The sequence below is a fragment of the Methylobacterium sp. J-077 genome (assembly GCF_022829365.1).
Taxonomy (GTDB): domain Bacteria; phylum Pseudomonadota; class Alphaproteobacteria; order Rhizobiales; family Beijerinckiaceae; genus Methylobacterium.
In genome coordinates this window covers 26,479-39,487 of record NZ_JAKSYJ010000119.1, presented here as the reverse complement: position 1 = coordinate 39,487, position 13,009 = coordinate 26,479, and the positions used below count along the sequence as shown (strand labels likewise).

Sequence of the window (13,009 nt, the reverse complement as noted above, 5' to 3'; positions counted from 1 at the left end):
TAATTGCATAGATTGCATTCTGGTTTGAGAATGTCTGATCTCGCGGGCGTTCGATGCATCGGAGTGGCTGTTTCATGACTGTGAGCGCGATGATCCGGCCCGAAACGCCCGCACGGCGCGACTTGATTGCCAAGCTCTCCCGGATCGCCTCCGTCGTCGGCGTTCCGGTCGACGCATTCTTCGTCGACCCAGCCTCGATGCATCAGGCCGGGCTGATCGAGCTGATCCAGCTCTGGGACGCGGCCCCGACCGAAACCGTGCGGGCCGAGATCCTGGCCGGCACCCGCGCGGTCGTCGCCGGCGCGGCCGACCGGTCGCGCTGAGCGCGTTGCACCGAACCGAGGCCGCCCGGCCGATCGCGGCCCGTCGATATTTCGATCCCCCCGGCCCTGGCGGGAGCCCCCCGAGATCGCTACATTGCGGAGGCGGGGCTGCAGAGTTCGTCAGGAGCACTTTCCCCGGGGCCTTATCGACTCCCTCGGGAGCTGTCCCTGGCCTCGTCCCTGGACTTGGCCAACACGGCGCCCACCTACTCTGTAGGTTTCCCGGGATCGATCCTCCAACGGCTCACGTGGCTCCGCACTCTCCTTCTCCTGAAGCCGGCCCTGCCAAGACCGATACGGCGCTCAAGGCCGAGCTGCGCAGCGCGGCGCTGGCCGTCCGCGACGCGCTTGAGCCCTCCGCCCGACGTGACGCCTCCGCTCTGATCGCGCAGGCGCTCCTCGCCCTTCCGGAGCTTGCCGAGGCCCGGCTGGTCGGCGCGTTCTGGCCGATCCGCAGCGAGGTCGATCCGCGTCTCGCCGCCGAGGGGCTTCTCGCCCGCGGCCAGAGGGTCGCCCTGCCGCACGTCACCCCCGAAGGCCTGATCTTTCGCGAATGGCGGGCCGGGGACGCCCTCGTCGCCGGACGCTTCGGCCTGAGCGAGCCCAATCCGTCGCTGCCGCCGGTGGAGCCCGACGCCCTGATCGTGCCGCTTGCCGCCTTCGACGGGAGCGGCCAGCGCATCGGCTATGGCCGCGGCTACTACGACGGCGCGATCACGCGCCTCTCCCGCCTGTGGCCCGTCCTCACCGTCGGGGTCGGATTCTCGGTCCAACGGGTTGATCGCGTGCCGGCCGAGCCGCATGACCGGCCGCTCCAGTTCATGATCACCGAATTGGGCGTGACCCGGTTCGACAGGAAGTCCTGATCCATGCGGCTGCTCTTTCTCGGCGACGTCATCGGTCGTCCGGGCCGTACCGTCGTCTGCGAGCGCCTGCCCAAGCTGCGCGAGCGCTGGCGGCTCGACTGCGTCGTGGTCAACGGCGAGAATTCCGCCGGCGGTTTCGGCATCTCCGAGACGATCTGCGACGAGCTGATCCAGGCGGGTGCCGACGCGGTGACGCTCGGCAACCACAGCTTCGACCAGCGCGAGGCGCTGGTGTTCATCGCCCGCCAGCCCCGCTTGGTGCGGCCGGCGAACTACCCGCCCGGCACTCCCGGCCGTGGCGCCACCGTGGTGGAGACGCAGGGCGGCGCCCGGGTGCTGGTGGTCAACGTCATGGGCCGGGTCTTCCTCGACGCCATGGACGACCCGTTCACCGCGGTGGAGCGCGAACTCTCCGCCTGCCCCCTCGGGGCTGCCGCGGACGCCGTAATCGTGGATGTGCACGCCGAAGCCACCAGCGAGAAGCAGGCCTTCGGCCATTACCTCGACGGACGGGCGAGCCTCGTGGTCGGGACGCACACGCATACGCCCACGGCCGATCATCGGATCCTGCCCGGCGGCACCGCCTACATGTCGGATGCCGGCATGTGCGGCGATTACGATTCGGTCATCGGCATGCAGAAGGACGAGCCGATCCGCCGGATGATCCAGAAGACGCCGGGTTCCCGGTGGGAAGTGGCCGGCGGCGAGGCCACGCTCTGCGGCGTCGCGGTGGAAACCCAGGCGGACGGGCTGGCCGTCAAGGTCGCGGCGGTTCGCCTCGGGCCGAACCTCGAGGAAAGCCGGCCCCACTTCTGGGATTAGCGCGGCGGCCGAACGTCCGAGCCGGGAACGTCGGTGGACCGCCGCGATCAGGCGCTACGCCCAAAGGCCTGCTTGCGCCGCGCGGGAGCGCGCCTCGTGCGCCGGATCGGCTACGTGATCCGGTCCGGACCATCCGATCGCCACACAAGCGTGTCCGTGGCGAGACTTGATCGCGTGCAGGGCTGCCCCCACAGTGGCCGCGACGGATCCCGCCCGCCGGCGGCTTCATGGTGAGACCAGGCTAGAGCGACCGATGGCCGCCCGCGACGACAACGAGAACAACATACAGCCGCTGGCACGGCCCGGGATCTATCTCGGGCGGATGGTGATCTTCCTGATCCTGGCGGGCTTCCTGGCCTTCATCCTGTTCCGGCAGATCACCCCGGCCTTCCTGGCCAATCCGGGGCTCAACGGGCTGATCCTCGGGGTGCTGCTGATCGCGGTGCTGATCGCCTTCGGGCAGGTCATCCGGCTCTACCGCGAGGTCGGCTACGTCAACGCGGTGGCGAGCGGCGGCCAGGCCAAAAAGCCGCCGGCGCTGCTGGCGCCGATGGTGCCGATGATCGCCGCCCGGAAGACCGGGGCGCTCCTGCCGGGGACGTCCGGCTATCTCGATACGATCGCGGCGCGCCTCGACGAGGACCGCGAGATCCTGCGCTACATCGCCGGCATCCTGATCCTGCTCGGCCTGCTCGGAACGTTCTGGGGCCTGATCGACACCCTCTCCGCCGTGGGCGGGGTGATCAAGGGCATGCGCGGCGGCGGCGATGCCGGGGTGATGTTCGACGAACTGAAATCCGGCTTGGCCGTGCCGCTTTCCGGCATCGGGCTCGCCTTCTCGGCCTCGCTGTTCGGCCTCGCCTCCTCGCTGATCACCGGCTTCCTGGAATTGCAGGCCGGTCAGGCCCATGCCCGTTTCCACAACGAATTGCAGGATTGGCTGCTTTCCGGCCAGGCCGTGGCCGAGCCCGCGGCAGCGGGCGCCATCCGGCCGGCCGCGGGCTCACAGGACCTGAAGGAGGCGATCGAGCGGCTGACCGCGATCGTCTCCGAGGGCGGGGGCGGCCGGACCGCGACGCTCGCCATGACCAACCTCGCCGAGGGCATCCAGGGCCTCGTCCAGCACATGCGCGCGGAGCAGCAGATGATCCGCGACTGGGTCGAGGCCCAAGCGAGCCGCGAGCGTGAGCTGAAGCAGGTGCTCGATCGGCTCGGCCGGGAGCGGGTGTAGTGGCCTCGACCGCGGCCCGCGCCCGGCGCCCCCTCAACGTCTGGCCGGGCTATGTCGATGCGCTGGCGACGCTGCTGCTGGCGGTGGTGTTTCTGCTGACGGTGTTCGTGGTCGGGCAGTTCTTCCTGTCGCAGGAGCTGACCGGTCGGGACGCCACGCTGGTCAAGCTCAACCGCCAGATCGCCGATCTCACCGACCTGCTGGCCCTGGAGCGCTCGAACCGCCGCAGCCAGGAGGACGAGGTGCACAACCTCCGCACCACGCTCGCCGGGGTCGAGGCCGAACGGGACCAGGCCAAGTCCCAGGCCGAGGCGGCCACGGTCAGCCAAGGCGCCGCGGGCGCCCTCGACAAGCAGATCGAGGCCGAGCGCGGCGCCACCAAGCGGGCTTTGTCGCAGGTCGACCTGCTGAACGAGCAGATCAGCGCCATGCGCCGCCAGCTCGCGGCCCTGGAGGATGCGCTGGCGGCCTCGGAGACCCGCGACCGCGAATCGCAGGTGCGCATCGCCGAGCTCGGCAGCCGGCTGAACGTCGCCCTGGCCCAGAAGGTCCAGGAACTGGCCCGCTACCGCTCGGACTTCTTCGGGCGCCTGCGCCAGATCCTCGGCAACCGGCCCGACATCCGCGTGGTCGGCGACCGCTTCGTGCTGCAATCCGAGGTGCTGTTTCCCGGCGGCTCGGCGACGCTCAAGCCCGAGGCCGGGCCCGAACTCGACCGGATCGCCGGCGCCATCGCCGATCTCGCCAAGCAGATCCCGGCCGACCTCCCCTGGGTCCTGCGGGTCGACGGCCACACCGACGCCCGGCCGATCACCACCGCGCAATTCCCGTCGAACTGGGCGCTCTCGGCCGCCCGGGCCATCGCGGTGGTGCAGTACCTCGCCGGCAAGGGCATCCCGCCCCAACACCTGCTCGCCGGCGCCTTCGGCGAGTTCCAGCCCCTCGACACCGGCACCACCGAAGATGCCTACGCCAAGAACCGCCGGATCGAGATGAAGCTTACGGAGCGGTAGCGAGCGTAGCACTGTGGTCGCAGTGTTGAAGCGGCGGTGGTATTTTACGATTTAGGCTTATATTCGTTGTGTCGGATCAATGCTCATTCCATATCTGTAGGGAAATTATCTAATCGGTTTCGGATGGCAAGCAAAAGTCGGGCGAATGTGATCCGGTTTAGGCCGGTTTAACTTGGAATTAGCCATCTCCGCGCCTCATGCTTTCGAGGCGGGGATCGTGTCACGAATGTCCAAGCTTACCCTTTCCAGATGCGCGGGTCTCGTCGCGGTCTTCGGGGTCCTCGGCGGGTTGCTGGCTGTGGGTCCAAGCTGGGGCGTTCCGTCCGCCTCGGCACAGGCCGCGCTCGGGCCGGTCGCTCTCAACGGCCTCGTCGCATTGGCCTTCGCGGTGATCGGTGGCGGCTGGTTGCTGGCGCAGTCGCGGGTTCTGGTACGACAGGGTGTCGTGACCGCCGACACGCGCGGCCTCAGCCTCGACGAGGCCGGTACCGCGGTGATCCTGCTCGAGCGCCGCGAGGATGCCGATGCGATTGCGGCGGCGATGCAGATCTTCCAGGACGGGCTGATCGGCATGGGCGCGCGGAAGGTCCCGGCGCCCGCCGCTGATACGACCGGATCGCTCGCGGCCGTGGCGGCGCAGACGAGCCTCATGGCACTCCGGGCGACCATGGCGGCGACCCAGGGCGCCGCGGCCGGCGGCGGCTACAGGGCCGCCGCCGCTCGTGTGAGGGATCTGGCCGAGCAGGCGGCGCGGGCGTCGGAGGCGATCGCGGCGCAGGCCGATCGGGAAGCCGTCGTCGTCCGCAGCATCGCGGATCTGCGCGAGGACGTCCACGCGGCGTCGGTCTCGATCGCGGCGGTTGTCGATCCCAGAGAGGCGGCCCCGCCGCAGGCCGGCATCGAGCTTCCCTCCGCCAAACCGCGCCGCTTCAGCCGCAGCACCCGCGCGGCCTGAGACCGCTTTCGAAGCCGCGGGTGGCGTCTCAGGCCCCGCGCCCGGTCAGCGTGTCCTTGTAGGCGAAGATCCCGGGGGTGCCGCCGGTCATCAGGAACAGCACCGACGAACCCGCCGGGTAGAGCCCGGCACGCACATCGTGCAGCAGGCCCGCGAAGGCCTTGCCGCTGTAGACCGGGTCGAGTAGCTTGCCCTCGGTCCGCGCCATCAGCCGGACCGCCTCCAGCATGCCCTCCGTGGGGATGCCGTAGCCGGGGCCGCGATGGCGCCCTTCGAGGTTGATGTCCTGCGGCGATACGCGCCGCTCCGCACTGATCAGGGCCAGGGTGGCGTTGGCCTTCTCCAGCACCTCGGCCCGGGCGCGGTCTTCGTCCGCGAGCACCGCGAAGGATCTCGCCAGCACCGGGTCGCGGCCCATCGCGGCGAGGCCGGCCACGAGGCCCGCATGGGTGCCGGCGCTACCGTTGGCGGTGATGATCTGTGCGAAGGTGAGGCCCATCGCGTCCGCCTGCGCGAGGATCTCGGAGGCGGCATTGGCGTAGCCGAGGCAGCCGGTCGGGCTCGATCCGCCGGAGGGGAAGACGTAGGCGCGGCGGCCTTCCGCCTTCAGCTCGGCCGCCCGGGTCTCCGCGGCCGCCAGGGAATCGGCGTCGCCCGGCAGCTCGTGGACAAGGGCGCCAAAGACGTCGTCGAGCAGGCGGTTGCCGTTCCCGGTATAATCCGGGTCCTGGCGCGGCACGCTGCGGGTGAGGAACAGCTCGCAGGCCAGCCCCGCCTGCGCCGACGCCGCAGCGGTGAGCCTGGCATGGTTCGACTGGATCGCGCCCACGGTGATCGCCGTGTCGGCACCTTCGGCCCTGGCGGCGCCGAGCAGGTATTCGAGCTTGCGCAGCTTGTTGCCGCCGAGCCCGATCCCGGCGAGATCGTCCCGTTTCACGAAGATCCGCACGCCGTTGAGGGCCGCGCCGAGATGCCGCATCAGCCCGTCCAGGGGCTCGATCGGGGTCGGCAGCGCGAGGAACGGCAGGCGGGGGAAGCGGGCGAGATCGAGACGGGTCATCGCGGGTCTTTACACCGCGTTCTCGGTCCTGTCCCGGCCCCGGGCGACGGACAGGCGCCTTCCGTCCCCGAACCCTGCGAGGCCAAGTCCCAAAATTACTCGGCGGCGGGGATGCGCTCGCCGCGTGTCCGAAGGCCCTTGCCGCGGGCGGTCTCGTCAAGGGCGTCGGTGAATTGCAGGCTGGCGAGCTGGGCGTAGAGCGCGCCCTGGGCGAGCAGGCTCTCGTGGGTGCCGGTCTCGACGATGCGGCCGTCATCGAGGACCAGGATGCGGTCGGCGGCGCGGATCGTGGCGAGCCGGTGGGCGATCACCAGGGTCGTGCGCCCGCGCATCAGCGAGTCGAGGGCGGCCTGGACGGCGCGCTCGGATTCCGCGTCGAGCGCCGAGGTCGCCTCGTCGAGGAGCAGGATCGGCGAATCCTTGAGGATCGCCCGGGCGATGGCGATGCGCTGGCGCTGGCCGCCGGACAGGGTCACGCCGCGCTCCCCGACCTGGGTGTCGTAGCCCTGCGGCAGGGCCGCGATGAAACCATGCGCGTTGGCGAGCTCCGCTGCGCGCCGCACGTCGGCCTCGCCGGCCTCGGGGCGGCCGTAGCGGATGTTCTCGGAGACGGTCCCGGAGAACACCACCGGATCCTGCGGGACCAGGGCGATGCGGGAACGCAAGGATTCCGGATCGACCTGCGCGATGTCGGTCCCGTCGACCAGCACGCGGCCGCCCTGCGGATCGTAGAAGCGCAGGAGCAGCTGCAGCACCGTCGATTTGCCGGCGCCGGACGGCCCGACGATGGCGATGCGCTCGCCCGGGGCGGCCGCGAAAGTCAGCCCGTCGAGGGCGGCGTGGCCGGGGCGGGTCGGATAGGCGAAGCGCACCGCCTCGAAGTTGACGGCGCCGCGGGCCGGCTCGGGCAGGGGCAGGGCCGGGGAGGGCGTGCGGATCGCCGGCTCGGACGCCAGGATCTCGGTGAGCCGCTCGGCCGCGCCGGCCGACATGGCGAGGTCGCCGTAGACCTCGGAGAGCTGGCCCAGCGCGCCGGCGCCGAACACCGCGTAGAGCACGAATTGCGAGAGCTCGCCGCCGGTCATGGTGTGGTTGAGGACGCCCTGAGCGCCGTACCACATCACCCCGACCACCGAGGCGGAGATCAGGAAGATCGCCACGCCCGTGAGCAGGGCCCGGGCCCGGATCGAATCCCGGGCGGCGCCATAGGCCTCCTCGGAGGCGGCGGCGAACTTCGCGGCCGTGGTGCCCGAGCGCCCGAAGGCCTGCATGGTCCGCACGGCGCCCACCGCCTCGGCGGCGTAGGCCGAGGCATCCGCCAGCCGGTCCTGGGCCGCTCGGGAGCGCCGGCGCACGCCGCGGCCGGAGACGATCAGCGGGAACACGATCACCGGGATCGCGGCCAGCACCATCACGGAGAGCCGCGGGCTGGTGATCACCATCATGGCGGTGGCGCCCACGAACAGGAACAGGTTGCGCAGCAGGATCGAGATCGAGACGCCGAAGGCCGCCTTGATCTGCGTCGCGTCGGCGGTGAGCCGGGAGACGATCTCGCCGGATTGCGAGCGGTCGAAGAAAGCGGGATCGAGGATCGTCAGCCGGGCGAAGACGGCGCTGCGCAGATCCGCGACCACGCGCTCGCCCAGCGTGACCACGGTGTAGACCCGGGCCGCGCTCGACAGCGCGAAGGCGGCCACGACCCCGAGCAGGGCCAGGAAGTAGGCGTCGATCACGTTGGCGCCGTCGGCCGTGAAGCCGTGGTCGATCACCCGGCGCATGGCGATCGGCACCACCAGGGTCGACGCGGAGGCGAAGACGAGGGCGAGGATGCCGGCGACGATCCGCCCGCGGTAGCGCAGGGCGAAGGGCAGGAGCGGCCGGAGCGCGCTCAACGGTGCCTTCGGTCGGCCGGCCGCGGCCGCTTTGGTCTTACGGGCCATCACGCCTCACGCGTCTCTTCCCATCCGGTCCATGGCGCTTGTTCCCGGAGAGAGGCTGCGATATACGCCGCCCCTCATCCGATTGCGCGTGTTCAATGGCCGCGGGCCGCCACCACGGTCGGCTTGGACGTGCCGTTGCCACGAACCTACGGTTCGGTGCAACCGGTGACACCTTCCGCATTCCGGGCCGGGCGGCGCCTCCTGCGCTCCCCGCCGGCGTGCCAGAACAGGAACGACAGGTCATGGCGAAGGACGCGGCCGCAAAGGCCAAGGGGACCGAGCACCCCGACTACCACTTCATCAAGGTCGTGATGACGGACGGCACCGAGTACCGGACCCGTTCGACCTACGGCAAGGTGGGCGACACCCTCAACCTCGACATCGATCCGCTCACCCATCCGGCCTGGACCGGCGGCGAGCAGAAGATGCTCGATCGCGCCGGCCGCGTCTCGCGCTTCAACTCGCGGTTCGGCAACCTCGGCAAGCGCTGATCCCTCGCGGATCGCGCCGACGCGAATCGGAAACGGGCGGTCCCTCGCGGGGCCGCCCGTTTCCTTTTGTGGGCTCCGCACTTCGGCGCACGCGCCGGTGATTTTTCGGCGGAATTGCGTCGCAAATTTTTTGCCGACCTGACAATTTCTATCTCTAGCCTCGGCTGTCGAGTAAATTTTTCTTCTGTCGAGGCGGCTTCTGAGTTCTCGGCCCAAAAGAGTTGATCTACGCGGCCTCTTTTCCAGCCCAGCCAAGCTGTCGTATTGTCCGGTGCTGTCGATGATCCGGCCGGCAAACGCTCTTCAGCTATCGTGGTCTTAGGAAGATCTGGCGGCTGGTGTTGTTTCCCGCGGGATCGTCGTTCAGCAAGCGAATAACCAAAAACCATCTTATGCGCTCGAAGGCTGCGAGCGTCGTTTTCGGGGTCCTTGTCCATGAAACGCTGGCTGTTGTCCGCCCTCGCCATCCTGCTGACCTTCGCCGCTCCGGCCTTCGCCGGCGACAGGATCAAGGTCGGCATCTTCAGCGATTCCGAGGACGTCTGGGCGAAGGTGAAGGCCATCGCCGCCAAGGACGGGCTCGACCTCGACCTGGTCGTGTTCTCCGACTACCTGCTGCCGAACGCCGCCCTCGATGCCGGGGACCTTCAGGCCAACGCCTTCCAGCACAAGCCTTTCCTGGAGAACCAGATCCAGTCCAAGGGCTACAGGATCGTGCCCGTCGGCGACACGATCGTCTCGCCGATCGGCCTCTATTCCCGCAAGGTGAAGGCGATCGGAGACCTGAAGACCGGGGCGTCGATCGGCATCCCGAACGATCCGTCCAACGGCGGCCGGGCCCTGCTGCTGCTGCAGGCGCAGAAGCTGATCACGCTGAAGGACGGCGTCGGCATCCTGCCCTCCGTGCTCGACGTGACCGCCAATCCGAAAAAGCTTCAGTTCCGCGAAATCGACGCGGCCCAGCTGCCGCGCAGCCTCGACGATCTCGACGCTGCGGTGATCAACACGAACTACGCCGTCGAAGCCGGCCTGAAGCCGGGCAAGGATTCCATCGCGATCGAGTCGTCGGTCAACAATCCGTACAACAACTTCATCGCGGTGCGGGAGACGGACAAGAACGCCCCCTGGGTGCCCAAGCTCGTCCGCGCCTATCAGAACGACACGATCCGGGCCTACATCATTGAGAGGCGCCCCGGAGAATTGCCGGCCTTTTGAAGGCCTGCGCCGCGCGGGTCGAAGCTTCGTCCTCCGACCGCGCGGCTTCCCTCACCCCTCACGGAACCGGAACGCCATCCGCAGCAGCCCGTGCTGGGCCGCCACCGGGCTTTCCACCGGCATCGGTGTCGGCCGGTCGTCGGTGATTAGCGAATCCAGATGCAGGATGCGGGCGTGCAGGCGACGCGCCCGCAGGATCAGCTGCTGGAGCCGCACCGGCAGCAGGGAGAAGTCCGTCTGTTTCGGCGGCTCGGAGCTGCCGAGCTTGACCCGGTGCTTCTCCTGAAGCGCTTCCGCCGGGGTCATCTCGCCCTCGGCGACCGCGCGCTGCACCAGCAGCCAGGACGCGATCTGCATCAGCAGCGTGGTGAGGCGCATGCTCTCGGCGGCGTAGCTCAGCGTGGCGTCGCGCGAGACCAGGCGCGACTCGTCCCGGCCCTCGCCATCGAGGTAGGCCGCCGTTTCTTCGACGAGCAGCATGCCGTCGCGGAACAGCGTCTTGAACGCCTCGGAATTGACGTAGGTCTTGCCGAAATCGACCCAGTCCCGATCGTCCCGGAACGTGACATCGAAGCCGTTCATGCTGCTTCTCCTGTGCCGCCGACGGGCCAAGCCGTCCCGGACCGGGACATTCCGGCCATGGCTCCCGGGCGACGCAGCAATCCTAGCGCCGAACCGCGGCAGCATCAGGGTTAGATCTTTCTTAACCTTAACGAGCCGGCCGATGGTTAAGATATGGCGGCCGTCGTCGTGTGCAAGCAATCGAAAGGAGAACTGGACACAGGCGAATACGCGCTGCCTTCGGTCGGGCTTAGAATTGCCCCCGGCCAAGTCCATCGTGCGCTGAACGGCCGGGTTCTTGCGCGCGAAAGCCAGTTGCGCGGCCCCTCTCGAGACACGCGCAACGTGTGGATCCGGCGGATCTACGAGCCGGGCCCGGGGCTAATGCTGGTGCTGATGCTGGTGACCACCGCCCGGTGCGCTCGCGCCGACCGGCGCTACCGAGAACGTGACCGGCACGGTGCCGGCGCGCTGGAAGGTCAGCGTGCCGGACACGGTCTCGCCAGCCTTCGGAGCGCCGGAAAGACCCTCGAACATCAGGTGATAGCCGCCGGGCTTCAGCTCGACGGTCTCGCCCGGCTTGATCGTCAGGCCACTGGGAACCGGGGCCATCTTCATCACGCCGCCGTCCATCGACATGGAATGGATCTCGCCCGACTTGGCGAACGGCACCATGGCACCCGTCAGCGTGTCCGGGGCGGAGCCGGTGTTGACGATCGTCACGTAGCCGCCCGCGACCTTGGCGCCGTTCGGCGTGGCCCGCAGCCAGGGCGTCTCGATCGTGAGATCACCGGCCTTGACCGGGTCCGCCTGCGCCGCGCCGGCGAACAGGCCGAGGCCGAGAAGGGCCGCGCACAACATCTTCATCGGCATGCGTCCGTCCTGAATTCTTCTGCGTGGGCGAGGGACCTCAACGGCGTGACGCACGGGCCGGCGGATCCCGGTGCGGCCGGCCCGGCGGTGGCATCTCTGCCACACCGGCTGGCTGGTGACAGTCGTCGCCGTGCCGCACGCGAACGCGAAGTGCGTTGCCGCACGCCGATGCCACAATCCGGCCCCTTCGATAGGGAGTCTTAAGCCCATCCCGACACGGTGGCGACCGAGTAAACCCGCTCTCGCCATGATCTGACGAACTCCGGACAAGAGCCAGCGACTGATGCGCACCAAGGCAACAAACCGGTTCACCGCCATCCTGAGCGTCGCCGCGCTCGGCACGCTCGGCCTCGGCGCCGCCGAGGCCCGGGACCAGGGCAACTACGCCCAGGCCGAGTGGGCGCAGGACTACGCCTCGCCCGCCGGCATGCAGGTGCAGCGCGAGACCGTGCCGATCCTGTCGCCCCAGACCGTTTCGGCGACCGAGCAGATGCTCGAGCGCTACAAGGATATCGTCGCCCGCGGCGGCTGGCGGCAGGTCTCCGGCGCCGAGCGCCTGCGCGTCGGCGCGAAGGGCCCGGCGGTGGCCGCGGTGCGTCAGCGCCTGATCGTCACCGGCGATCTCGATCCCGCCGCCGGCGGCTCGGGCGTGTACGATTCCTACGTCGCGGCCGGCGTGAAGCGGTTCCAGGCCCGCCACGGCCTCAGCCAGACCGGCGCGATGAGCCTCGCAACCCAGCAGGCGATGAACGTCCCCGCCGAGGTGCGGCTGCATCAGCTCGAGATCAACGTGGTCCGTCTGCGCTCCTATGCCGGCGATCTCGGCCGGCGCTTCGTGATCATGAACATCCCGGCCGCCCTGGTGGAGACCGTGGAGAACGGCCAGGTCGTCACGCTGCACGCCGCCGGCGTCGGCAAGATCGACCGCCAGTCGCCGATCATGAACACCAAGGCGACGCAGATCAATTTCAACCCGACCTGGACGGTTCCGGCTTCCATCGTGAAGAAGGACCTGATCCCGAAGATGCAGAAGGACCCGAACTACCTCACCGACAACAAGATCCACATCCTGTCGGGCAACGGCGAGGTCTCGCCGCGCTCGATCAACTGGAATTCGGACGAGGGCACGCGCTTCACCTACCGGCAGGAATCGGGCGCCGACTTCAATTCGATGGGTATCGTCCGCATCAACATCCCGAACCCCTACGGCGTGTTCATGCACGACACGAACACCAAGGGCGTGTTCGGCGACGATTTCCGCTTCATCTCCTCGGGCTGCGTGCGCGTGCAGAACGTGCGCGAGTACATCACCTGGCTCCTGAAGGACACGCCCGGCTGGGGCCGCGAGCAGGTCGAGCAGGCGATCGAGAGCGGCAAGCGCGTCGACGCCAACATCGCCCAGCCCGTTCCGGTCTACTGGACCTACATCACCGCCTGGGCGACCCCGGACGGCCTCGTGCAGTTCCGCGACGACATCTACAAGCGCGACGGCGTGAACGTGCCCTCGACCATCGGGGGGCCGACCCCGGTCGCCAGCGCCGAGCCGCTGCCCCAGACCTTCGAGCCCGGCGACGAAGAGTAAGGCCGCCGCGCTTCGCGCCTGCGGTTTCCTACGAGGCCCGCACCCCACCCGGGGTGCGGGCCTCGCGCGTTTCGGGG

12 protein-coding genes, 1 other RNA gene and 1 pseudogene are annotated in these 13,009 nt (G+C 69.0%); 10 read left to right on the top strand and 4 right to left on the bottom strand.

Features of this window, described 5'->3' with window-relative positions:
• The first annotated feature begins 74 nt into the window (after positions 1 to 74).
• From MKL11_RS13145 to MKL11_RS13115, 7 genes are all read left to right on the top strand, one after another.
• Complete coding sequence (locus MKL11_RS13145; protein ID WP_243944110.1) at positions 75 to 323, top strand: hypothetical protein; 249 nt, start codon at positions 75 to 77, stop codon at positions 321 to 323.
• A 102-nt stretch (positions 324 to 425) separates the two neighbouring features.
• A non-coding RNA gene (ssrS, locus tag MKL11_RS13140) (6S RNA) lies at positions 426 to 582 on the top strand.
• Positions 572 to 1,189 (top strand): 5-formyltetrahydrofolate cyclo-ligase, encoded by a 618-nt coding sequence (locus MKL11_RS13135; protein WP_243944107.1) that lies wholly within the window; start codon positions 572 to 574, stop codon positions 1,187 to 1,189. The genes ssrS and MKL11_RS13135 overlap by 11 nt, the downstream gene beginning before the upstream one ends.
• Before the next feature lie 3 nt (positions 1,190 to 1,192).
• Positions 1,193 to 2,011 carry a TIGR00282 family metallophosphoesterase gene (locus MKL11_RS13130; protein ID WP_243944106.1) on the top strand — a complete coding sequence of 273 codons (819 nt, stop codon included), beginning with the start codon at positions 1,193 to 1,195 and terminating at the stop codon, positions 2,009 to 2,011.
• A 253-nt stretch (positions 2,012 to 2,264) separates the two neighbouring features.
• Positions 2,265 to 3,242 carry a MotA/TolQ/ExbB proton channel family protein gene (locus MKL11_RS13125; protein WP_243944103.1) on the top strand — a complete coding sequence of 326 codons (978 nt, stop codon included), beginning with the start codon at positions 2,265 to 2,267 and terminating at the stop codon, positions 3,240 to 3,242.
• Positions 3,242 to 4,255: a peptidoglycan -binding protein gene (locus MKL11_RS13120; protein WP_243944101.1), complete on the top strand. Its 1,014-nt coding sequence runs from the start codon at positions 3,242 to 3,244 to the stop codon at positions 4,253 to 4,255. Before MKL11_RS13125 ends, MKL11_RS13120 begins: the two co-directional genes overlap by 1 nt.
• 226 nt (positions 4,256 to 4,481) lie before the next feature.
• Positions 4,482 to 5,210, top strand: a complete 729-nt coding sequence (locus tag MKL11_RS13115) for a hypothetical protein (protein WP_243944099.1) — start codon at positions 4,482 to 4,484, stop codon at positions 5,208 to 5,210.
• A 28-nt stretch (positions 5,211 to 5,238) separates the two neighbouring features.
• Here MKL11_RS13115 and MKL11_RS13110 read toward each other — a convergent pair whose 3' ends face one another.
• Positions 5,239 to 6,270, bottom strand: a complete 1,032-nt coding sequence (locus MKL11_RS13110) for a D-cysteine desulfhydrase family protein (RefSeq protein ID WP_243944097.1) — start codon at positions 6,268 to 6,270, stop codon at positions 5,239 to 5,241.
• A gap of 95 nt (positions 6,271 to 6,365) precedes the next feature.
• Positions 6,366 to 8,210, bottom strand: a complete 1,845-nt coding sequence (locus MKL11_RS13105; protein WP_243944095.1) for an ABC transporter transmembrane domain-containing protein — start codon at positions 8,208 to 8,210, stop codon at positions 6,366 to 6,368.
• Positions 8,211 to 8,452: 242 nt separating this feature from the next.
• Here MKL11_RS13105 and rpmE point away from each other — a divergent pair, with 242 nt between their 5' ends.
• Entirely contained in the window at positions 8,453 to 8,701 is a 249-nt protein-coding gene (gene rpmE, locus MKL11_RS13100) for a 50S ribosomal protein L31 (protein WP_243944093.1), read from the top strand.
• A 435-nt stretch (positions 8,702 to 9,136) separates the two neighbouring features.
• Positions 9,137 to 9,916, top strand: a complete 780-nt coding sequence (locus tag MKL11_RS13095) for a MetQ/NlpA family ABC transporter substrate-binding protein (protein WP_243944090.1) — start codon at positions 9,137 to 9,139, stop codon at positions 9,914 to 9,916.
• A gap of 51 nt (positions 9,917 to 9,967) precedes the next feature.
• On the opposite strand, the gene MKL11_RS13090 is transcribed toward MKL11_RS13095, so the two are convergent.
• Together MKL11_RS13090 and MKL11_RS13085 are read right to left on the bottom strand one after the other, a co-directional pair.
• Positions 9,968 to 10,498: a DUF1465 family protein gene (locus tag MKL11_RS13090; RefSeq protein ID WP_243944088.1), complete on the bottom strand. Its 531-nt coding sequence runs from the start codon at positions 10,496 to 10,498 to the stop codon at positions 9,968 to 9,970.
• A gap of 360 nt (positions 10,499 to 10,858) precedes the next feature.
• Positions 10,859 to 11,296 (bottom strand): annotated as a pseudogene (locus MKL11_RS13085) (copper chaperone PCu(A)C); the annotation flags it as partial.
• 337 nt (positions 11,297 to 11,633) lie between these two features.
• Between MKL11_RS13085 and MKL11_RS13080 the strand changes: the two are divergent.
• Entirely contained in the window at positions 11,634 to 12,932 is a 1,299-nt protein-coding gene (locus MKL11_RS13080) for a murein L,D-transpeptidase (RefSeq protein WP_243944086.1), read from the top strand.
• Positions 12,933 to 13,009 lie beyond the last annotated feature (77 nt).